The organism is Streptomyces sp. NPDC037013, from assembly GCF_055607265.1.
Genome location: NZ_JBVJRV010000003.1, coordinates 936,908 through 956,370, shown reverse-complemented (window position 1 = coordinate 956,370; position 19,463 = coordinate 936,908). Strand labels below are relative to the sequence as shown.

Genomic DNA, 19,463 nt, shown 5'->3' with positions numbered 1-19,463 from the left:
ACGAAGCCCGGCGGCCGATGAACAAAACGTTCTCAATCCGGGGCGGCTACCACGTACCCGGCGGTAGGTGCGACCATCGGACGGCAAGAGCTACAAGGTGAAAGCAGAGGAAGTCGGCCATGGCAACGGCGCCCAGCGTCTCCTACTCGATGACGGTCCGGCTGGAGGTGCCCGCGAGCGGAACCGCGGTCTCCCAGCTCACCACGGCCGTCGAGTCTTCCGGGGGCTCGGTCACCGGCCTCGACGTCACGGCCTCCGGCCACGAGATGCTGCGGATCGACGTGACGATCGCGGCGTCCTCCACCACGCACGCCGACGAGATCGTCGAGCAGCTGCGCACGATCGAGGGCGTCACCCTCGGCAAGGTCTCCGACCGTACGTTCCTGATGCACCTCGGCGGCAAGATCGAGATGCAGTCGAAGCACCCCATCAGGAACCGTGACGACCTCTCCATGATCTACACCCCGGGCGTGGCCCGCGTGTGCATGGCGATCGCCGAGAACCCCGAGGACGCGCGCCGCCTCACCATCAAGCGCAACTCCGTTGCGGTCGTAACGGACGGCTCGGCCGTCCTCGGCCTCGGCAACATCGGCCCGAAGGCCGCCCTGCCGGTCATGGAGGGCAAGGCGGCCCTCTTCAAGCGCTTCGCCGGTATCGACGCCTGGCCGCTCTGCCTGGACACCCAGGACACCGACGCCATCGTCGAGATCGTCAAGGCGATCGCCCCCGGCTTCGCGGGCATCAACCTGGAGGACATCTCCGCGCCCCGCTGCTTCGAGATCGAGGCCCGGCTGCGCGAGGCCCTCGACATCCCCGTCTTCCACGACGACCAGCACGGCACGGCCATCGTCGTCCTCGCCGCCCTCACCAACGCCCTGCGCGTGGTGACGAAGAACATCGGCGACGTGCGCGTCGTCATGTCGGGCGCCGGCGCGGCCGGTACGGCCATCCTGAAGCTGCTGCTCGCCGCCGGTGTGAAGAACGCCGTCGTGGCCGACATCCACGGCGTCGTGCACGCCGACCGCGAGGACCTCATCTCCCACGAGGCCGACTCGCCGCTGCGCTGGATCGCCGACAACACCAACCCCGAGGGCCTGACCGGCACGCTCAAGGAGGCCGTCGTCGGCGCCGACGTCTTCATCGGCGTGTCGGCCCCGAACGTGCTGAACGGCGAGGACGTCGCGGCGATGGCCGACGGCGCCATCGTGTTCGCGCTCGCGAACCCGGACCCCGAGGTCGACCCCGCAATCGCCCGCCAGACGGCGGCAGTTGTGGCGACCGGCCGTTCGGACTTCCCGAACCAGATCAACAACGTCCTGGTCTTCCCCGGCGTCTTCCGCGGCCTGCTCGACGCCCAGTCGCGCACCGTCAACACGGAGATGATGCTGGCCGCGGCGGGCGCCCTCGCGGACGTCGTCGCCGAGGACGAGCTGAACCGCAACTACATCATCCCCAGCGTCTTCAACGACAAGGTCGCGGGCGCCGTCGCCGACGCCGTGCGCACCGCCGCGAAGGCCGCCGGAGCAGCTGTGACGGGTGCCACGGCCTAGGGACACGGCGCGTCGCGGAACCCGGGCCCAGAGGCCCCTCTAGGGTGGCTTGGCAGCAAGCCCCCCGGCCCCCGTCGTTTCAGGGGCGGCGGACGCTTTTCGTGTGACCCCCAAGGGCGCCGGATTGGCTTTCCCGCCGCAGGTGGGGGCAGGATGCGTAATCGGGCGCGAGGGTCTGACGTCAGACCCGGGTCCGGGGACTGTCCGAGGACCCTGGCAGCATCGTCTTCGCTGTGCCCATCATGCGGCCCTGCCGCGTGGCACGCCTCAACGGCAAAAGAACACGGGAGTACAAACATGAACCGCAGTGAGCTGGTGGCCGCGCTGGCCGACCGCGCAGAGGTGACCCGCAAGGACGCCGACGCCGTGCTGGCCGCGTTCGCCGAGACCGTCGGCGAGATCGTTGCCAAGGGCGACGAGAAGGTCACCATCCCCGGCTTCCTGACCTTCGAGCGCACCCACCGTGCCGCTCGCACCGCCCGCAACCCGCAGACCGGTGAGCCGATCAACATCCCGGCCGGTTACAGCGTCAAGGTTTCGGCTGGTTCCAAGCTGAAGGAAGCGGCCAAGGGCAAGTAAAGCCTGAAGCACCGAAGAGGGGCGGTCACCCACCGGGTGACCGCCCCTCTTCGCGTACCGCCGGGCACCGGGCCCGGCGGCGGACCGGCTAGCCCAGCGCGGCCTTGCCCGGCAGCTCGACCTTGGCGCCGAGCTCCTGGAGCTTCTCCATGAAGTTCTCGTAGCCGCGGTTGATCAGGTCGATGCCGTGGACGCGGGACGTGCCCTGCGCCGCCAGCGCCGCGATGAGGTACGAGAAGCCGCCGCGCAGGTCGGGGATGACCAGATCGGCGCCCTGCAGCTTCGTGGGGCCGCTGACGACCGCCGAGTGCAGGAAGTTGCGCTGGCCGAAGCGGCAGTCGGAGCCGCCCAGGCACTCGCGGTAGAGCTGGATGTGCGCGCCCATCTGGTTGAGCGCGGAGGTGAAGCCGAGGCGCGACTCGTAGACCGTCTCGTGGACGATGGAGAGGCCCGCGGCCTGCGTCAGGGCCACCACGAGCGGCTGCTGCCAGTCGGTCTGGAAACCGGGGTGGACGTCCGTCTCCAGGGCGATCGCGTCGAGCGAGCCGCCCGGGTGCCAGAAGCGGATGCCCTCGTCGTCGATCTCGAAGGCGCCACCCACCTTCCGGTAGGTGTTCAGGAACGTCATCATCGAGCGCTGCTGGGCGCCGCGGACGTAGATGTTGCCTTCGGTCGCCAGGGCCGCGGAAGCCCACGAGGCGGCCTCCAGGCGGTCCGAGAGGGCGTGGTGGGTGTAGCCGCCCAGGCTGTCGACACCGGTGATCCTTATGGTCCGGTCGGTGTCCATGGCGATGATCGCGCCCATTTTCTGCAGGACGCAGATCAGGTCCTCGATCTCCGGCTCGACCGCGGCGTTCGAGAGCTCGGTCACACCCTCCGCGAGGACGGCCGTGAGCAGCACCTGCTCGGTGGCGCCCACGGACGGGTACGGCAGCCGGATCTTGGTGCCGCGCAGCCGCTGAGGGGCCTCCAGGTACTGGCCGTCGGCGCGCTTCTCGATGGTGGCGCCGAACTGGCGGAGCACCTCGAAGTGGAAGTCGATCGGCCGGCCGCCGATGTCGCAGCCGCCGAGGCCCGGGATGAAGGCGTGGCCGAGCCGGTGCAGCAGCGGGCCGCAGAAGAGGATCGGAATGCGCGACGAGCCCGCGTGGGCGTCGATGTCGGCGACGTTCGCGCTCTCCACGTGCGACGGGTCCATGATGAGCTCGCCCGGCTCCTCGCCGGGACGGACGGTCACGCCGTGCAGCTGGAGCAGGCCGCGTACGACGCGGACGTCCCGGATGTCGGGGACGTTGCGCAGCCGGCTCGGAGCGCTGCCCAGCAGCGCGGCCACCATGGCCTTGGGCACGAGGTTCTTCGCGCCGCGGACACGGATCTCGCCCTCCAGCGGGGTTCCGCCATGGACAAGCAGTACGTCTTCGGTGCCGGTGACGGTCATGAATCTCGCGTTCCGATTGGATGGACGGGGGGACCAAAGGGCCAAGCGTAATGGCCGTGTACCCCCCTTCCGTAAGGCCAAGGGCGTGCAAAACACGTCATGAGTTCGTGACAACACGAACCGTACGGAACCGGACACTCCAGGTCACTGCCCGCGACGGGCGCTCCACCTGCCCCTTCCGCCCCTGAGCTGCGTTCACTCCGGTATGCCCATTGGCTCCCCGCGCGGGGCGAAGATGCGGGATCATGTGGTCCATGACCGAGGTGTCCTCGCTCACAGGGCGGCTGCTCGTGGCCACACCGGCCCTGGCGGACCCGAACTTCGACCGTGCGGTGGTGCTCCTCCTCGACCACGACGAGGAGGGCTCGCTCGGCGTGGTCCTGAACCGCCCGACCCCGGTGGACGTGGCCGACATCCTGGAGGGCTGGGGAGAGCTGACCGGCGCGCCCGGCGTCGTCTTCCAGGGCGGGCCCGTCTCCCTTGACTCGGCGCTCGGGATCGCGGTGATCCCCGGTGACGAGGGCGCGCCCGCCGGAGCCCGGGTGCGGGCCGTGCGGGAGGACCCCGTCGGCTTCCGGCGCGTGCACGGCGCGATCGGCCTGGTCGACCTGGAGGCCCCGCCGGAGCTGCTCGCCTCGGCCCTCGGCTCCCTGCGCATCTTCGCCGGGTACTCGGGCTGGGGCCCGGGCCAGCTGGAGGACGAGCTGGTGGACGGCGCCTGGTACGTGGTCGAGTCCGAGCCCGGCGACGTCTCGTCCCCGGACCCGGAGCGGCTGTGGCGCGCGGTCCTCAGGCGTCAGCGCAGCGAGCTGGCGATGGTCGCCACCTATCCGGACGATCCGTCGCTGAACTGATCGGCGCCGCGCAGGAACCGCTCGGCCAGCGGATGGGCGTCCCTGGCCGGCACCGCGAGCCGCACGGCGACGGGCGGCGCGTTCTTCAGGCGTACGCGGCGCAGCGCCGGATGGGAGTGCCTGCGGGCCACCGGTTCGGGCACCACGCCCACGCCGTGCCCCGCCGCGACCGCCTCCAGCCACTCGTCGAAGTTGTCGGCCGTGCAGGCGAGCCGGGGGCGGCGGGGCGCGGGCCACAGGTCGGGGCGGGTCGTGCCGGTGACGGTGTTCACGACCAGCGGCAGGTCGGCGAGTTCCGCCCAGTCCACCACCCGGCGGCCGGCCAGCTCCGCCGCGCCCCGGGCGACGACGGCCACGCGCGGCTCGTGCAGCAGCGTCCGTGAGCGCACCCCGGCGCCGGGCGGGATCTCCCCCCGTACGACCGCCACGTCGCACGCGCCCGAGGTCAGGCCGGCGAGCGGGGTGTCGCGGCGCACCAGGCGGACGCCCGCGCCCGTCGCGGCCTTGAAGGCGGCGCTCAGGGCGACGCAGGCCTCGGGCAGCACCGCGGTGAAGCCGAGCCGGAGCAGGGGCGGCTCGGCGCGGGTGGCGCGCAGGGTGGCGTCCAGGCGGGCCAGCAGCGGGGCGAGGTCCTCGCGCAGCCGGTGGCCCGCGTCGGTGAGGACGACGCGGCGCGTGGTGCGCTCCAGGAGCCGCGCGCCGACGGCTTCTTCGAGGGCGCGCACGGTGCGGGTGAGCGCGGGCTGGCCGATCCGGAGCCGGTCGGCGGCGTGCGTGAAGCTCAGCTCGTCGGCGACGGCGAGGAAGCCCCGCAGGTGCCGCAGCTCGACGTTTTCCAGGAGCGGTGCCGCTTGCGGGGGAGGTGTCGCTTCCGGTGGGGGTGCCGCGCGTACGTGATCCATGCCGCCCGAGCATAAATGGCCGTCACCGGCATTTCCCCCGCGATACGGAGGCTGCCTACGTTTCCTCTCCCCGGCCGGGCCGGACCGGGTGCCGAGCAGGACGTACGAGGGAGATGAGTGGCGTGCGCAAGGTGTGGCTGCTGATGCTGGGAGCCTTCACATTGGGGCTCGATGCCTATGTGATGGCCGGACTGCTGCCGGTCGTCGCCGGCGATCTGGGCACCACGGTGTCGCTCGCCGGCCAGATGGTCACCGTCTTCACCCTCGCCTACGCCATCAGCGCGCCCCTCGTCGCCGGAATGGCATCCGGCGTACGCCCCCGCGCGCTGATCATCGGCGCCCTCGGCGTCTTCACGCTCGGCAACGCCCTCACCGCGCTCGCCCCCGGACTCGCGGTCCTGCTCGTCGCCCGCGCCGTCGCGGGAGCCGGCGCAGGCGTCTACTCCGCGCTCTCCACCGCGGCGGCCGCCGCGCTCGTGCCGGGCGAGCGCCGCGGCCGCGCCCTCGCCCTGGTGATGGGCGGAATGAGCTCCGGCACGGTCCTCGGGGTGCCGCTGGGCGTCCTGCTCGCCGAACACGCCGGGTGGCGCGCCACGATGTGGGGCGTGACCGGACTCGGCGCGCTCGCCCTGACCGGGCTCACCCTGTGGCTGCCGCCCGTCCCCGCCGATCCGCCGGTCCCCGCGCGGGCCAGGCTCGCCGCGCTCACCGACCGCGGTGTCGTGCCCGTCGTCGGCGTCTCCTTCCTCGGCGCGATCGCCAGCCTCGGCCTGTACACCTACCTCGCCCCCGTGCTCGCCTCGGCGGGCGGCGTGGGGGAGGGCGACCTCGCCCCCTACCTCTGGGCGTGGGGCATCGGCGGGGTCATCGGCAGCGTCCTCGCCGGACCGCTCGTGGACCGTACGGGCAGGGCCGTCGCCCTCGTCGGCGGGCTGATGGCGGCGCTGATCCTCGCCGTCGCCGCGCTGCCGCCGCTCGGTGCCGCCGCCTTCCCCGCGCTCGTCCTGTGGGGCGCCGCCGGATGGGCGCTCCAAGTCCCGCAGCAGCACCGCCTGCTGGCCCTGCGCGCCGAGCGCGGGACGGTCGCCCTCGCCCTGAACAACTCCGCCCTCTACCTCGGCAGCGCGGTCGGCTCCGGCGCGGCCGGGCTCGCCCTCTCCGCCGGGCTCGCGCCGCGCACACTTCCGTGGGTGGCGGCCGCCGTGGCGGGGGCGGGGCTCATGCTGCATCTGCTGGGGGCGCGTGGTGGGCGAGGGGCGCGAGGCGCGCGGGCGGCGCGTGAACCCGCCGCCGCACCCTCCGAGGGGTCTCCCGACGCGGCCGCTGCCAGGACGCGCCGGGCGTGAGTACCCTTGGCCCTTATGAGCACTCTTGAGCCCGAGCCCGAGCGCGGGGCAGGTACGGGGACCCTCGTAGAGCCGACGCCGCAGGTGTCGCACGGTGACGGCGACCACGAGCGCTATGCGCACTATGTCCAGAAGGACAAGATCATGGCCAGCGCGCTCGACGGCACGCCCGTCGTCGCGCTCTGCGGCAAGGTGTGGGTCCCCGGCCGCGACCCGAAGAAGTACCCCGTCTGTCCCATGTGCAAGGAGATCTACGAGTCCATGGGCGCCGGCGGCGACAAGGACAAGGGCGGCAAGGACGGCAAGGGCGGCGGCAAGAAGTAACCCCTCCCGTCCCTTCTGAACCCCTTTCGCCCGAGGGGCGTTGCGCCAGCCGCAACGCCCCTTTTGCGTTGTGCAATCGCGTGACAGCCTTGGGCGCCATGACCTTTGGGCAACTCATCCCGGCGCCCGCACGCGCCGAGGCCACGCAGAGCTCCTCCTTCGTCATCGACGCCACCACCACCCTCGACGCCGGCCCCGGCACCGCCACCACCGAGCGGTGGCTGCGCGCCACCCTCGGCGCCGCGCTCGGCCTGCCGCTCCCGCCCGGCCCCGAGGGCGCCCGCAACTCCCTCCGGCTGCGCGTCGACGACTCCCTGGAGCCCGAGGCGTACCGGCTCACCATCGACGGCGACCGCGTCGACCTCACCGGCGGCGCCGGCGCCGGCGTCTTCTGGGGCGCCCAGACCCTGCGCCAGCTCCTCGGCCCCGACGCCTTCCGCCGCGCCCAAGTGCGGCCCGGCGGCGAGCACTCCGTGCCCGCGGGCGTCATCGAGGACGCGCCCCGGTTCGCCTGGCGCGGCATGATGCTCGACGTGTCACGGCACTTCATGCCGAAGGACGGCGTCCTGCGCTACCTCGACCTGCTCGCCGCCCACAAGCTCAACGTCTTCCACTTCCACCTCACCGACGACCAGGGCTGGCGCGTCGAGATCAGACGCCACCCCAGGCTCACCGAGATCGGCTCGTGGCGGGCCCGCTCCAAGTGGGGCCACCGCGCCTCACCGCTGTGGGAGGAGCGCCCGCACGGCGGGTACTACACACAGGACGACATCCGGGAGATCGTCGCGTACGCCGACTCCCTGCACATCACCGTCGTCCCCGAGATCGACATCCCGGGCCACTCGCAGGCCGCGATCAGCGCCTACCCGCACCTCGGCAACACCGACGTCATCGACACCGGGGCGCTCACCGTCTGGGACACCTGGGGCGTCAGCCCGAACGTCCTGGCCCCCACCGACGACGTACTCCGCTTCTACGAAGGGGTCTTCGAGGAGATCCTCGACCTCTTCCCGTCCACCTTCATCCATGTGGGCGGCGACGAGTGCCCCAAGGACCAGTGGAAGGCGTCGGCCGCCGCGCAGGCCCGCATCAAGGAGCTGGACGTCGAGGGCGAGGACGGCCTCCAGAGCTGGTTCATCCGGCACTTCGACCGATGGCTCACCGCCCGCGGCCGGCGCCTCATCGGCTGGGACGAGATCCTTGAGGGCGGCCTCGCCGAGGGCGCGACCGTGGCGTCCTGGCGCGGCTACCGGGGCGGCGTCGCCGCGGCCCGAGCCGGCCACGACGTCGTCATGTGCCCCGAACAGCACGTGTACTTCGACCACCGGCAGCACGGCGGCCCCGACGAGCCGATGCCCATCGGGTTCATCCGCACCCTGGAGGACGTCTACCGCTTCGAACCCGTACCCGCTGAACTCACCGAAGAGGAGGCCGCCCACGTCCTCGGCACCCAGGCCAACGTCTGGACCGAGGTGATGGAGCACCAAGGGCGCGTCGACTACCAGGTGTTCCCGCGCCTCGCCGCCTTCTGCGAGGTGGCCTGGCGCAGGCTGCCTGCGCCGGCCAAGCGGGACTTCACGGAGTTCGAGCGCCGAATGGCCACGCACTACCCGCGACTTGACGCCCTCGGCGTCGACTACCGTCCGCCGAGCGGTCCTCTGCCGCGACAGCAGCGACCGGCCCCCGAAGGAATGTCGAACAGCAGCCTCGGACGCCCGATCGAGGGGGCGCCCCCGAACGTGTGAGACGGCCCCCCGGCAACGCGCTCCCGGCGGCCCGCGCCGGGAGCGTGGGGGTAATTCACCCCACCCGGAGAGGGCCCGTCAAACCGGCACATCCCCCCGTACCAGGGACGAATGCCTCCTAGCGGACCCCCGCGTCGGGGGCCGGGGAAGATGTGCCAGAGTTGCCACGTCCGGGTTGTGAGCACGTACCGTACGGCGGAACAGGCGTAACGGTGAGACGTCGCGAAACGGCGAGCACTTCACATACACGTCGTACGTGGAGTACGCGGCCGGGCATCGGGAAGGGGCAGCCGGTTTTGACCACGCACGCACCGCAGGCGGCACAGACACCGCAGTCGGTGAAGCTGCCCGCCACGCTGGACGAGGCCGTGGCGGCACTCACCGCCATGCCCGCCGCCGTGCCCGTCGCCGGCGGCACCGACCTCATGACCTCGGTCAATTCGGGACAACTGCGCCCCGCCGCCCTCGTCGGCCTCGGCCGCATCAGCGAGATCCGCGGCTGGCAGTACCAGGACGGCCACGCCCTGCTCGGCGCCGGACTCACCCACGCCCGCATGGGCCGCCCCGACTTCGCCGCGCTCATCCCCGCCCTGGCCGCCGCCGCGCGCGCCGCGGGACCGCCCCAGATCCGCAACGCGGGCACCCTCGGCGGCAACATCGCCTCGGCCGCGCCGACCGGCGACGCGCTGCCCGTCCTCGCCGCCCTCGAAGCCGTCCTGATCGTCGCGGGCCCCGGCGGATCCCGCCGCGAGATCCCCGTCCCGCACCTCCTCGCCGGCATGGAGATGCTCCGCCCCGGCGAACTCATCGGCTTCGTGCGCGTACCGCTCCTGCACGCCCCCCAGGTCTTCCTCAAGGCGACCGGACGCACCGGCCCCGGCCGCGCCACGGCCTCCGTCGCGCTGGTCCTCGACCCCGCGCGGCGCGGCGTGCGCTGCGCGGTCGGCGCGATCGCGCCGATGCCGCTGCGGCCCCTCGAGGCCGAGGAGTGGGTGGCGTCCCTGATCGACTGGGACGGCGAGCGGGGCAGCCTCGTCCCCGAGGCGGTCACCGCCTTCGGCGAGTACGTCGCCGCCGCCTGCATCCCGGACCAGCCCCCGGCGGCCGACGGCACCGAACAGCCGCTGTCGCCCGCCGTACTGCACCTGCGGCGCACCGTCGCCGCGCTGGCCCGACGAGCACTGGGGAGGGCGCTGTCGTGAGCGACGACCAGAACACCCACAACGGCGGCGGCTGGCAGCCGCACCCGCAGGGCGAGTACGACTCCGACGCCACGGCGTTCGTCCAGCTCCCCGAGGGCATGCTGGACGCCCCGCTCGCCGCACCCGGCCACGGCTACGTCCCGCCGCAGATAACGGTCACCCCCACCACCGCCGACGCCACCGACCCGGCGGCCACGGGCACCTGGGTCATGCCGCCCGAGATGACGGGCGCGGCCACCGGCGGGCACGCGGTGCGCTGGCCCGAGGCGGCGACGGCACAGGAGCCGCAGCCGCAGCCGCAGCCGCAGCCGTCGGTTCCGGGGCCGGGGTACGACCCCCGGGCGACCGGCCAGTGGACCTTCGACGAGACGGAAGCCGCGCCGCAGGAGCCGTACGGGCACGGGCCCGGGCACGCGTCCGTACCTGGGCATGCCCAGGCGCAGGGTCAGGGATTTGGACAGGAGTACGGCGAGAACTACGGGCACCAGCAGTACGGGCAGGAACCCGCGGCTCCCCCCACCCCCGCCTCCGACGTCACCGGACAGTGGTCCATCCCGGTCGCCGACGGTGACCTGCCGGACGAGTCCGGCGAGTTCACGGCCTCGTCCCTGGCCACCCAGTGGGGCGGCACGCCTCCCGCGACCCTGCCGGGCGGCGCGCCCGCGCCGTGGGCGACGGGGGTGGGGGCCGGTGCGCCCTGGGGGGCGCAGGCTCAGGAGGCCTTGCAGGAGACCATCGGGGCGGAGCGCCCCGAGGAGCCGGAAAACCGCTTCGAGAAGACGCAGTTGCTGCGCGCGATCCGGCTGCCCTCGCAGGAGCCGGCCGCCGCGGAGCCGGTCGAACCGGCCCACGTCGAGGTGGTCGACGTGCCTGAGGTATCTGGGGTGCATGGGGCGCCTGAGGTGCCTGAGGTGCAGGCCGAGGTCGTCGATCTGCACGAGGCCGGCGTCGTACCTGCCGATGAGCCGGACGAAGCGGACGCATCGACGCAGGAGCCGGAGGAATCGGGGGAGCTGGGGGAGTCGGGGGAGGCTGAGGACGCGGCGGACGCGGCGGAAGCTGCTGACGTCGTCGAGCCTGTCGATTCCGTCGAACCCGCCGAAACCGCCGATCCCGTCGAACCTGCCGAAGCCGCCGCGGTCGCCGAGGGTGCCGAAACCGCCCCGGTCGCCGAGGGCGCCGAAGTGGCGGAGGGCGCCGAGGGCGTCGAAGCCGCTGAGGTTGCCGAGGCCGCCGAGCCAGGTGCCGCTCCGGTCCCCCTCCAGGACGACCACCCGCTCGTCTCGTACGTCCTGCGTGTGAACGGCACCGACCGTCCCGTGACCGGCGCCTGGATCGGCGAGTCCCTGCTCTACGTGCTGCGCGAGCGGCTCGGGCTCGCGGGGGCCAAGGACGGCTGTTCGCAGGGGGAGTGCGGGGCCTGCAACGTCCAGGTGGACGGCCGCCTCGTCGCCTCCTGCCTCGTCCCGGCCGCCACGACCGCGGGCAGCGAGGTCCGCACCGTCGAAGGCCTGGCCGTCGACGGCAGACCCTCCGACGTGCAGCGGGCGCTCGCCGCGTGCGGCGCGGTGCAGTGCGGTTTCTGTGTACCGGGCATGGCCATGACCGTGCACGACCTCCTTGAGGGCAACCCCGCCCCCAGCGACCTGGAGACCCGCCGCGCGCTCTGCGGCAACCTCTGCCGCTGCTCCGGATACCGCGGTGTGCTCGACGCCGTGCGCGAGGTGGTCGCCGAGCGCGAGGCGACCGCGGCCGCCACCGAGCCCGCCGCCCGGAACGAACACGGGCACGGGCACGAGCCCGAGTACTCGGACACCGCCCGCATCCCGCACCAGGCCGGGCCCGGTGCCGGGGGCGTCCACGAGAGCGCGCACGACGGGACGTACGGCGAAGCGCCCGGCGGCGCGTACGACGCGCCCCACCCGTACGACGCGCCCGGACCCGAAGCACACGGACCGCACGGCCCCTACGGCCAGGACGGAGGCCACGCGTGAGCACCGAAGCCACCACCGGGACCACGCCCGCCGCCGAGCAGGGGTCCGGGCAGTCGCAGGCGCAGGCGCAGCCGCCGCACGGCATCGGTTCGTCGCTGCCGTCCGCGCAGGCCCGGGTGAAGACCGAGGGCACCTTCCCCTACGCGTCCGACCTGTGGGCCGAGGGCCTGTTGTGGGCGGCGGTGCTGCGCTCCCCGCACGCCCACGCCCGCATCGTCTCCATCGACACCAGCCACGCGCGCGAGATGCCGGGCGTCCACGCGGTCGTCACCCACGAGGACGTCCCGGGTGAATCGCTGCACGGCCGGCGGACGGCCGACCGGCCGGTCTTCGCCTCCGACGTCGTACGCCACCACGGCGAGCCCATCGCGGCCGTCGCCGCCGACCACCCCGACACCGCGCGGATGGCGGCCGCCGCCGTCATCGTCGAGTACGAACTGCTCGAACCGGTAACCGACCCGGAGAAGGCCTTCGAGGCCGAACCGCTGCATCCCGACGGCAACTTGATCCGTCACATCCCGCTGCGGCACGGCGACCCGGAGGCGGCGGGCGAGGTCGTCGTCGAGGGCCTGTACCGCATCGGCCGCCAGGACCCGGCGCCGATCGGCGCGGAGGCCGGCCTCGCGGTGCCGCGCCCGGACGGTGGCGTGGAGCTGTACATCGCCTCCACCGACCCGCACGCCGACCGCGACCGGGCCGCCGCCTGCTTCGGCATCGCCCCCGAACACGTGAAGGTCGTCGTCACGGGTGTGCCCGGCGCGACCGCCGACCGCGAGGACGCGAGCTTCCAACTCCCGCTCGGGCTGCTCGCGTTGCGCACCGGCTGCCCCGTGAAGCTCACCGCGACCCGCGAGGAGTCCTTCCTCGGCCACGCCCACCGCCACCCCACGCTCCTGCGCTACCGCCACCACGCCGACGCCGAGGGGCGGTTGGTCAAGGTGGAGGCGCAGATCCTGCTCGACGCGGGCGCGTACGCGGACACGTCGTCGGAGGCGCTGGCCGCCGCCGTCTCCTTCGCCTGCGGCCCGTACGTCGTGCCGAACGCCTTCATCGAGGGCTGGGCGGTCCGTACCAACAACCCCCCGTCCGGGCACGTCCGGGGCGAGGGCGCCCTTCAGGTGTGCGCCGCGTACGAGGCGCAGATGGACAAGATCGCGAAGAAGCTGGGCGTCGACCCGGCCGAGCTGCGGCTGCGCAACGCCATGGCGACCGGCGACATCCTGCCCACCGGCCAGACGGTGACCTGCCCGGCCCCGGTGGCCGAACTGCTTGCCGCCGTACGGGACTTCCCGCTGCCCGAGCTGCCCAAGGACACCCCCGAGGACGAGTGGCTGCTGCCCGGCGGCCCGGAGGGCGCGGGCGACCCTGCGGCGGTGCGCCGGGGCGTCGGCTACGGCCTCGGCATGGTCCAGCTCCTCGGCGCCGAGGGCACCGACGAGGTCTCCACCGCCACGGTGAAGGTCCACGGCGGCACGGCGACGGTGATCTGCGCGGCCGTCGAGACCGGCCAGGGCTTCACCACGCTGGCCCGCCAGATCGTCCAGGAGACGCTCGGCATCGACGACGTGCGGGTCGCCCCCGTCGACACGGACCAGCCGCCGGCGGGCCCGAGCTGCCGAGGCCGGCACACCTGGGTGTCGGGCGGCGCGGTGGAGCGGGCCGCGAAGATGGTCCGCACGCAGCTCCTCCAGCCGCTGGCCCACAAGTTCGGCATGTCGACGGAGCTGCTCCAGATCACGGACGGCAAGATCACCTCGTACGACGGCGTGCTCTCCACGACCGTCACCGAGGCCCTGGAGGGCAAGGAACTGTGGGCCACGGCCCAGTGCCGCCCCCACCCGACCGAGCCGCTCGACGAGGCCGGGCAGGGCGACGCCTTCGTGGGCATGGCGTTCTGCGCGATCCGCGCGGTCGTGGACGTCGACATCGAGATCGGTTCCGTACGGGTGGTCGAGCTCGCGGTCGCCCAGGACGTGGGCCGCATCCTCAACCCCGCCCAGCTGCGGGCCCGCATCGAGGCGGGCGTCACCCAGGGCGTGGGCGCGGCGCTCACGGAGAACCTCCGCACCCCGCGCGGCATCGTCCGCCACCCCGACCTGACCGGATACGCGCTGCCGACGGCCCTGGACACCCCCGACATCCGCATCGTGAAGCTGGTGGAGGAGCGGGACGTCGTGGCCCCCTTCGGTGCGAAGGCGGCCAGCGCGGTACCGGTCGTGACCTCGCCTGCGGCCATCGCGTCGGCGGTCCGCGCGGCGACGGGCCGCCCGGTCAACCGCCTGCCGATCAGGCCGCAGGCGGCTGTGGCTGTGTGAGCAGTGTTCGGTCGAGTTGGAGGGGTGGGATGAACGTTCCGGCGGGGTCGGTGGTCGTGATCACCGGCATCATGGCGTCCGGCAAGTCCACGGTGGCACAGGCGTTGGCCGAACGGCTCCCGAAGGCCGCGCACGTGCGGGGCGATGTCTTCCGCCGCATGATCGTCTCGGGTGGCGTGGAGTACGAGCCCGGTGCGACGGGGGAGGGCGAGGCCCAACTCCGGCTCCGCTACGGCCTGTCGGCGTCGACGGCCGACGCGTACGCGGCAGCGGGCTTCACGGCGATCGTCCAGGACGTGATCCTGGGCGAGGAGTTGAAGACGTACGTGGACCTCGTCCGTACGCGCCCCCTGTACGTGATCGTCCTCGCCCCGCGCCCCGCCGCGGTCACTTCCCGCGAGGCCGCACGCGGCAAGACCGGCTACGGGGAGGCGTGGACGGTCGAGACCCTGGACGGCATCCTGCGCGAGGAAACGCCCCGACTCGGCCTCTGGCTGGACAGCTCGGACCTGACGGTGGGGGCGACGGTGGACGCGATCTTGGGACGGGCGGACGAGGCGCGGGTGGGGTAGGCGGGTGAGCTCGGCGGGGGTGGGCTGGGCTGGGTGGGCTCGGCGGGGTTACCAAAGGCCGAGGTCGTCCTCGTCTTCGTTCTCGCCCTCCGAATTGCCCGAGTCGTCCGGGTCCTCCGAGGGGCTGAGGCTGTCGCCGGATTCCGAGGGGAAGGGCCAGACGGCGACCGGGACCACGGACAGCAGGCCGATGTCCTCGGGATGGACGACGGGGATCACGGCGGCTGTGGCGACGACCGCGGCGCCTGCGGCGACCGTGGTGCGGCGGCGCTGCTCCGGAGGCGAGGCGCGACGGGAAGGGTCGACGTACGCCCCCAACCCGAGGCGCGGCGACTCGCGCGACTCGCTGTAGTGGTGCACGTATCCGGCGGTCCAGTCGTCCCTGCGCCAGCCCTCGCGGGTGTACCCGACCACGCGGCACGGCCACTCCCGCCCACCGTCGGCTTCCCGGCACAGGAGGTCGACGCGGATCTCCAGCTCGCCGTGGTGCTGTTCCGTGGTGCGGATCTTCAGGGTGCGGGTGGTGCCGGGGGCGGTGTGGTGCCAGGTGAGTACGCCGTCGTCGTCGCCGTCGACGAGGTCGGCGGGCTCGTCGTTCAGGTGGACGGTGACCCGGGCCTCGGCCACGGGGGAGCCGCCGGTCTGCTCGATGACGGCGATGATGTCGGGGGAGCCGTTGCCGCGATGGACGTCGGTCTCCCGGACGACGAAGACGGGACAGTCGGCTTGGTCGAGGCGCTCGCGTTCGCGCGCGAACTGCTCCCGTATCAGCTCCACTTGGGCGAGCGCGGCGCGGGCCTGGAGGTCGGCTGCGAGGGAGGCCTGCCTGGCGACGAGGACCTGCCAGGAGGCGATACAGGCGGCGCCCGCCGCGACGACGGCACTGCCCGCCGCGATGTAATCCCCAGCCTCCACCGGCACCCCCGCCCCCGTGGCTTCCGCGTGTGTCGTCGGCGGACTCACCATACTGACGCGGGGGTACGCGAGAGGGGTGGTCCGGTGAGGACCACCCCTTCGGTAATACGAGAGGCCGTGGCGGGATTCGAACCCGCGTTACTGGATTTGCAGTCCAGCCCCTGAGCCACTCGGGCACACGGCCAAGCACTTGACCTGACCCCTCGAACGTAACGACCCCCCGCAAAACCCTCAAGCGATCACCCTCCACCGCAACGGAACTGCCATACGCCGTTAACGGAGGCCCGAGGCCCGACGCCCGACGCCGGCTGACGGGCGACGGGGGGCGGGCCCGCCGGGGGCGGTTCCGGGCGGACAGTAAAGGGGACTCCCACCCCTGCACCGAAGCTTGACGTTCGCCTGGACGGCCAGGGGGCGGCGGGCGGGATGAGGCGGGTCATCGGCTTTCGTTGCCGGGTGCGGTCCGGTCCATCGTGGGTGGTGGCCAGGGCCAGGGCTCGGTCGGGTCCGTCGGCCTCGCGGCTTGGCGAGCCGGGGGCTTCGGTGGTGGGGGTGAGCGGTGTGACGGATGGGGCTTCTTGACGGGCCATCTCCGGCCCTCATTTCGGGCATTTGGGTCTCGCGAGGAGCGGAGTGCAGGAAAGTCTCAGCGGGAGGCCCTGATTGGTGGGGTGTGGGGGAGACTTTCCTGCGATCGGGCCTGGGAGCGGCTTTGCGGACCTGGTCCAGCGCGCCGCGACGGCGCCCAGCGTGCGATGCAGGAAAGATCCCAGTGTCGCGATCGACCCGAGGCACCCCGCTGACCGAGCCCCCGACCCTGCACCCGGCGCCGAGACCCCACAACCTGAGCGCTGACCCGGGCTCGCCCACGACAGGCCAGGCCGCACCCGGCACCGAAAGGTGCATGGCCCGAGCGGTCAGCCGCATCGCGCGCGACGACGCGAGCTCGGCCGACCAGGCGGCTTCGCCGCTCGGGCCATCAGCCTTCGTGGCCGGGTGCGGACCGGTCCATCGTGGGCGGGGGGGGGGCAGGGTCAGGTGCTCGGTCAGTCGGGCGCGGCTTCACTGCTCGGCCCATTACCTTGCGTCGCCGGGTCCGGTCCGGTCCATTGGCGCTGCCACGGTGCGGGCTCGGCTAGCCACGCGGCCCCGCCGGTGGAGTCATCGGCTTTCATTGCCGGGTGCAGACCGCCCGTCGTGGACGCGGCCACGGTGCGGGCTCGGCCAGCGGACCGACCTGGCCACTCGGGTCATCACCTTTCATCGCCGGGTGCGGACCGGCTCATCGTGTGCAGCTGCCCCGGTGCGGGCTCGGTTGACCGGGCGGCTTGGCGTGCCGGGGCATCGGCTCTCGTCGCCGAGTGCGATGCGGCTCACGGGATGGCGTGGCCGCTCGGGGTCGTGCGCCATTCGGTGCCGGCTGCGGTCCGGTCTGTCGTGGGCGAGCCCCGGTCGGTGTTCAGCTCGTGAGGTCTCGCCGCGGGTGCGGGCCCGGGCTCGGTCAGCGGCGCGCGTATCGGGTCGGCTGCGATGCTGGGATGCGGCTGCCTTCCGGGCATCGCGCGCGGGAAGCCATGCGGGCGCGCTGGACCAGACCCGCAAAGCCACTCCCGAGCCCCATCGCAGAAAAGTCTCCCCGACACCCCACCACTCAGGCCCTCCCCCTGAGACTTCCCTGCACTCCACCCCTCACGAGATCCAAATGCCCGAAATGAGGGCCGGGGGGAGACCTCGCGGACACACCACGGCTCACACCCTCACCCCACACCACCCCAGCCACCAGCACCACTGGCCAGGGCCGCTGACCTGCGAGGCCACCCCGCCCGGCTGGCTGAGCCCGCACCGTGGCCGTCACTCACGATGGGCCGGTCGGTACCCGGCAACGAATGGTGATGGCCCGAGCAGCGAAGCCGCCCGGCTAGCCGAGCCCGCACCGTGGCAGCCGCCAACGATGAGCCGATTCGCACCCGGCGAAGAAAGGTGATGGCCCGAGCGGCGAGGCCGCCTGGTCGGCCGCGCTCGCACCGTGGCCTTGGCCCACGATGGACCGGTCCGCACCCGGCAGCGAAAGCTGATGACCCGACCAGCCAAGCCCGCCGCCTCATTTCTGGCCGTCCGGGTCGAAGGTCAAGCTGCGGTGGAGGGGCGGGAGTCAAGGGTGGAGCGCAGCGGAATCGGCGAAGCCGACGCCCGCAGGGCGCCCTTTACTTCCGGCCCGGAGCCGCCACACTCAGGCAATGTCCGGGCGGCCCCGGTGACTTTCGAAGGTCCCGGCCCGCCGAAGGTGCCGCTTTCCCTCGCCTCGGCCGTGGCGTCCATCCACGAGGGGCCGGTCTGTACCCGGCGACGAGAGGTGATGGCCCGAGCAGCGTGGCCGGGCGATTGACCGAGCGCCCACCGTGGCCGCGTCCACGAGGGGCCGGTCCGCGCCCGGCGATGCAAGGTGATGGCCCGAGCAGCGAAGCCGCGTGGCTGGCCGAGCTCGCACCGTGGCCCCCGGCCACGATGAGCCGGTCCGCACCCGGCACCGCAAGCCTATGACCCCACTAGCCAGACCCGCCGGCCCCACCCGGGCACCGTCAACGACACCGGCCCGCCTAAGTCCAGGGCCTTCCCCCCCCCGCCCCGGCCCTGACCGCCACTCACGATGAGGCAGGCCGCACCCGTACCCAACGCCTGGAGCCCCCTATCCCCGCCCTCCGGGAGGGTGTCAGGCCGGGGTGAGGATGCAGAATTCGTTGCCCTCCGGGTCCGCCAGGCATGACCACGGGGCGTTGCCCTGGCCGAAGTCGATGCCGCGGGCGCCGAGGTCCCGCAATCGGCTCGCCTCCGCCTCGTGATCGCCCCCGCGGTACGGGCGGAGGTCCAGGTGGATGCGGGGCCTTACCGACGGGTCCCATTCGGTCCTCACTCCGGGCGTCCGCAGGAATTCGAGGTACGGTCCCACGCCGGCGGCCGACCGCAGTCGTGCGTGGTCGTCAGACACCTCGTGCACGGTCCAGTCCATCGCCTCGCCCCAGAACCGGGCCATCGCCCGGGGATCGGCGCAGTCGACCACCACGGCGGCCATCGGGCCGGTGTCCCGGTAGATCTCGCGGGGCTCCAGCACGCAGAACTCGTTGCCCTCCGGGTCGGCCAGGACCTGCCACGGGGTGTCGCCCTGGCCCACGTCGGCGGGGGTCGCCCCGAGGTCGCGGAGGCGCGTGACCAGCTCCGCCTGATGCGCGGCGGACGTGGTGGCGAGGTCGATGTGCAGGGGGTTCTTCGCCGTCTTGGGCTGGGGGTCGGCGACGACGTCGATGCAGAGGGCGGTGGGGTCCGGGTAGTCGAAGCCCTTGGGTTCGAGGTTGGTGACGCCGGGGCCTTCGCTGTCCACGCCCCAGTCGAGCGCCTCCGCCCAGAACCGGCCCAGTGCGGCGTCGTCCCGGGCCTTCAGGTGAATCTGAACAAGTCGCGTCGTCATGCCGCCAATCCTAGATCGGCGATCTTGTGCCGTGCCACGGTCGGGATGCATGCGTGAGGTGACTGATCTGACCGATCTGACCGATCTGGCCGAGGAGGGCTTGGCTCGGCGGGCTAGCCAGTTCCGGATGCTGGCCGGCTAGACGCCTGCCGGTGTGCTCGACTCGTACGCCGAAGTCCGTGCCCGCACGGCTGAGTTGGCGAGTGCCCTGTCCGACCTGGACGCTGAACAGTCAGCTGATGGCCGGTCGCCGTGGCCCCTCAA

14 protein-coding genes and 1 tRNA gene are annotated in these 19,463 nt (G+C 72.7%); 10 read left to right on the top strand and 5 right to left on the bottom strand.

The window, feature by feature from the left end; all coding sequences use genetic code 11:
- Positions 1-119 precede the first annotated feature (119 nt).
- On the top strand, positions 120-1,550 hold the full coding sequence (locus ACZ7DY_RS14130; protein ID WP_471134282.1) for an NAD-dependent malic enzyme: 1,431 nt from the start codon (positions 120-122) through the stop codon (positions 1,548-1,550).
- A gap of 297 nt (positions 1,551-1,847) precedes the next feature.
- Positions 1,848-2,129, top strand: a complete 282-nt coding sequence (locus tag ACZ7DY_RS14125; protein WP_016645140.1) for an HU family DNA-binding protein — start codon at positions 1,848-1,850, stop codon at positions 2,127-2,129.
- 88 nt (positions 2,130-2,217) lie between these two features.
- Here ACZ7DY_RS14125 and murA read toward each other — a convergent pair whose 3' ends face one another.
- Complete coding sequence (gene murA / locus ACZ7DY_RS14120; protein WP_471134279.1) at positions 2,218-3,567, bottom strand: UDP-N-acetylglucosamine 1-carboxyvinyltransferase; 1,350 nt, start codon at positions 3,565-3,567, stop codon at positions 2,218-2,220.
- 254 nt (positions 3,568-3,821) lie between these two features.
- Between murA and ACZ7DY_RS14115 the strand changes: the two genes are divergently transcribed.
- Positions 3,822-4,421, top strand: coding sequence for a YqgE/AlgH family protein (locus tag ACZ7DY_RS14115; protein WP_471134278.1), 600 nt, complete (start codon positions 3,822-3,824; stop codon positions 4,419-4,421).
- On the opposite strand, the gene ACZ7DY_RS14110 is transcribed toward ACZ7DY_RS14115, so the two are convergent.
- Entirely contained in the window at positions 4,394-5,323 is a 930-nt protein-coding gene (locus ACZ7DY_RS14110) for a LysR family transcriptional regulator (RefSeq protein ID WP_471134276.1), read from the bottom strand. The two genes, ACZ7DY_RS14115 and ACZ7DY_RS14110, sit on opposite strands and share 28 nt — an antisense overlap.
- 113 nt (positions 5,324-5,436) lie before the next feature.
- On the opposite strand from ACZ7DY_RS14110, the gene ACZ7DY_RS14105 reads away from it, so the two are divergent.
- The 7 genes from ACZ7DY_RS14105 to ACZ7DY_RS14075 all read left to right on the top strand — a co-directional run bounded on the left by ACZ7DY_RS14105 (position 5,437) and on the right by ACZ7DY_RS14075 (position 14,821).
- Positions 5,437-6,669, top strand: a complete 1,233-nt coding sequence (locus ACZ7DY_RS14105; RefSeq protein ID WP_471134273.1) for an MFS transporter — start codon at positions 5,437-5,439, stop codon at positions 6,667-6,669.
- Between the two features lie 15 nt (positions 6,670-6,684).
- Positions 6,685-6,993, top strand: a complete 309-nt coding sequence (locus ACZ7DY_RS14100) for a DUF3039 domain-containing protein (RefSeq protein WP_471134271.1) — start codon at positions 6,685-6,687, stop codon at positions 6,991-6,993.
- Positions 6,994-7,091: 98 nt separating this feature from the next.
- Positions 7,092-8,738, top strand: coding sequence for a beta-N-acetylhexosaminidase (locus ACZ7DY_RS14095; protein ID WP_471134269.1), 1,647 nt, complete (start codon positions 7,092-7,094; stop codon positions 8,736-8,738).
- A 296-nt stretch (positions 8,739-9,034) separates the two neighbouring features.
- The gene (locus tag ACZ7DY_RS14090) at positions 9,035-9,940 is read left to right on the top strand and encodes an FAD binding domain-containing protein (RefSeq protein ID WP_471134266.1); all 906 of its coding nucleotides are present in this window, start codon (positions 9,035-9,037) and stop codon (positions 9,938-9,940) included.
- Positions 9,937-11,934 (top strand): (2Fe-2S)-binding protein, encoded by a 1,998-nt coding sequence (locus ACZ7DY_RS14085; protein ID WP_471134263.1) that lies wholly within the window; start codon positions 9,937-9,939, stop codon positions 11,932-11,934. The genes ACZ7DY_RS14090 and ACZ7DY_RS14085 overlap by 4 nt, the downstream gene beginning before the upstream one ends.
- The gene (locus ACZ7DY_RS14080; RefSeq protein ID WP_471134261.1) at positions 11,931-14,249 is read left to right on the top strand and encodes a xanthine dehydrogenase family protein molybdopterin-binding subunit; all 2,319 of its coding nucleotides are present in this window, start codon (positions 11,931-11,933) and stop codon (positions 14,247-14,249) included. Before ACZ7DY_RS14085 ends, ACZ7DY_RS14080 begins: the two co-directional genes overlap by 4 nt.
- Before the next feature lie 29 nt (positions 14,250-14,278).
- A complete protein-coding gene (locus ACZ7DY_RS14075) occupies positions 14,279-14,821 on the top strand; it encodes an AAA family ATPase (protein WP_471134259.1) in 543 nt (180 codons plus the stop codon).
- Between the two features lie 48 nt (positions 14,822-14,869).
- Here ACZ7DY_RS14075 and ACZ7DY_RS14070 read toward each other — a convergent pair whose 3' ends face one another.
- The 3 genes from ACZ7DY_RS14070 to ACZ7DY_RS14060 form a co-directional block, all read right to left on the bottom strand.
- The gene (locus ACZ7DY_RS14070; RefSeq protein ID WP_471134256.1) at positions 14,870-15,736 is read right to left on the bottom strand and encodes a hypothetical protein; all 867 of its coding nucleotides are present in this window, start codon (positions 15,734-15,736) and stop codon (positions 14,870-14,872) included.
- 112 nt (positions 15,737-15,848) lie between these two features.
- Positions 15,849-15,920: transfer RNA gene (locus ACZ7DY_RS14065), tRNA-Cys, on the bottom strand.
- 2,526 nt (positions 15,921-18,446) lie between these two features.
- On the bottom strand, positions 18,447-19,199 hold the full coding sequence (locus tag ACZ7DY_RS14060; RefSeq protein WP_471134253.1) for a VOC family protein: 753 nt from the start codon (positions 19,197-19,199) through the stop codon (positions 18,447-18,449).
- Positions 19,200-19,463 lie beyond the last annotated feature (264 nt).

Excerpts from the sequence above, each read along its gene's own strand:
- ACZ7DY_RS14130 (WP_471134282.1), top strand. The coding sequence starts at position 120 with ATGGCAACGGCGCCCAGCGTCTCCTACTCGATGACGGTCCGGCTGGAG.
- ACZ7DY_RS14125 (WP_016645140.1), top strand. The coding sequence starts at position 1,848 with ATGAACCGCAGTGAGCTGGTGGCCGCGCTGGCCGACCGCGCAGAGGTG.
- murA (WP_471134279.1), bottom strand. The coding sequence starts at position 3,567 with ATGACCGTCACCGGCACCGAAGACGTACTGCTTGTCCATGGCGGAACC.
- ACZ7DY_RS14115 (WP_471134278.1), top strand. The coding sequence starts at position 3,822 with ATGACCGAGGTGTCCTCGCTCACAGGGCGGCTGCTCGTGGCCACACCG.
- ACZ7DY_RS14110 (WP_471134276.1), bottom strand. The coding sequence starts at position 5,323 with ATGGATCACGTACGCGCGGCACCCCCACCGGAAGCGACACCTCCCCCG.
- ACZ7DY_RS14105 (WP_471134273.1), top strand. The coding sequence starts at position 5,437 with ATGAGTGGCGTGCGCAAGGTGTGGCTGCTGATGCTGGGAGCCTTCACA.
- ACZ7DY_RS14100 (WP_471134271.1), top strand. The coding sequence starts at position 6,685 with ATGAGCACTCTTGAGCCCGAGCCCGAGCGCGGGGCAGGTACGGGGACC.
- ACZ7DY_RS14095 (WP_471134269.1), top strand. The coding sequence starts at position 7,092 with ATGACCTTTGGGCAACTCATCCCGGCGCCCGCACGCGCCGAGGCCACG.
- ACZ7DY_RS14075 (WP_471134259.1), top strand. The coding sequence starts at position 14,279 with ATGAACGTTCCGGCGGGGTCGGTGGTCGTGATCACCGGCATCATGGCG.
- ACZ7DY_RS14060 (WP_471134253.1), bottom strand. The coding sequence starts at position 19,199 with ATGACGACGCGACTTGTTCAGATTCACCTGAAGGCCCGGGACGACGCC.